Here is an 885-nt window from a genome sequence, read left to right as displayed (position 1 = left end):
TTCATCTCGTCCTCTCCATTATACGTCCTAAGTGTTCTGTCTTGTGCTATACCTACCCGCCAAACCTTCTTTAATGATTTGCGCGCGCTTACCCAGACTGTACGCTGAGACAGTTGGGACCACCTTCTGACCTTTATGCTTGAGGGTCTCGAGTTAGACATCCCACCCGATAGCAGTTGAATTTCCAAAATGAGAATTGCTGGTATAGGGTTAATGGTGCTTGACAAACAGTGATGGAATATGAAATAATAAGAGATTGTCTGTCTAAATCTGGCTCGGATCAGGTTCAGATATTGCTAAATGCTAGTGGTGAGCGATCGCGCCTTGTGGAAATGGCAACCATAAACAAACAGGCGATCGTCTACTGTTGGCTACCTGTACGGCAACTTTACTAAGCAATTCCATGACTTACGCAATTATTGAAACGGGCGGTAAACAAGTGCGGGTAGAACCGGGTAGGTTCTACGATGTTGAATCGCTACCAGTAGATCAAGATGAAAAACTAACCATCGAGAAAGTGCTGCTGGTTCAGCATGATGGTAACGTCCATATCGGTCAGCCTCTAGTAGCTGGGGCGATCATTGAGGGGACAATTGTGCGGCACTTCCGCGATCGCAAAGTTATTGTATATAAAATGCGACCCAAGAAGAAAACCCGCAAAAAACGTGGCCACCGCCAAGAAGTAACCCGATTGATGATTGATTCAATTACTCTCAACGGGGAAGTTTTGGCCAGTCGCGAACAGTCAGAAAACCCAACCTCAGAACCCCAGGCCGCGACAGCAGAATAAATTGGGAGTTGGTCCTCAACTAAAGCAAACTAGAATTATAAGAGCTTAATTTAATCGCAGATTAGTTGAACCAATTAGGGCGATGCGCTACAATA

At 45.3% G+C, this 885-nt stretch carries 2 protein-coding genes; both read left to right on the top strand.

Annotation, left to right across the window (positions count from 1 at the left end; all coding sequences use genetic code 11):
• Positions 1 to 233: 233 nt before the first annotated feature.
• Positions 234 to 395, top strand: a complete 162-nt coding sequence (locus P5683_RS25390; RefSeq protein WP_006623311.1) for a hypothetical protein — start codon at positions 234 to 236, stop codon at positions 393 to 395.
• A gap of 8 nt (positions 396 to 403) precedes the next feature.
• On the top strand, positions 404 to 790 hold the full coding sequence (gene rplU, locus P5683_RS25385) for a 50S ribosomal protein L21 (RefSeq protein WP_006623310.1): 387 nt from the start codon (positions 404 to 406) through the stop codon (positions 788 to 790).
• Positions 791 to 885 lie beyond the last annotated feature (95 nt).

The sequence above is a fragment of the Limnospira sp. PMC 1279.21 genome (assembly GCF_032349615.1).
Classification (GTDB): Bacteria; Cyanobacteriota; Cyanobacteriia; order Cyanobacteriales; family Microcoleaceae; genus Limnospira; species Limnospira fusiformis.
This window is presented reverse-complemented; position numbering and strand designations above follow the sequence as displayed.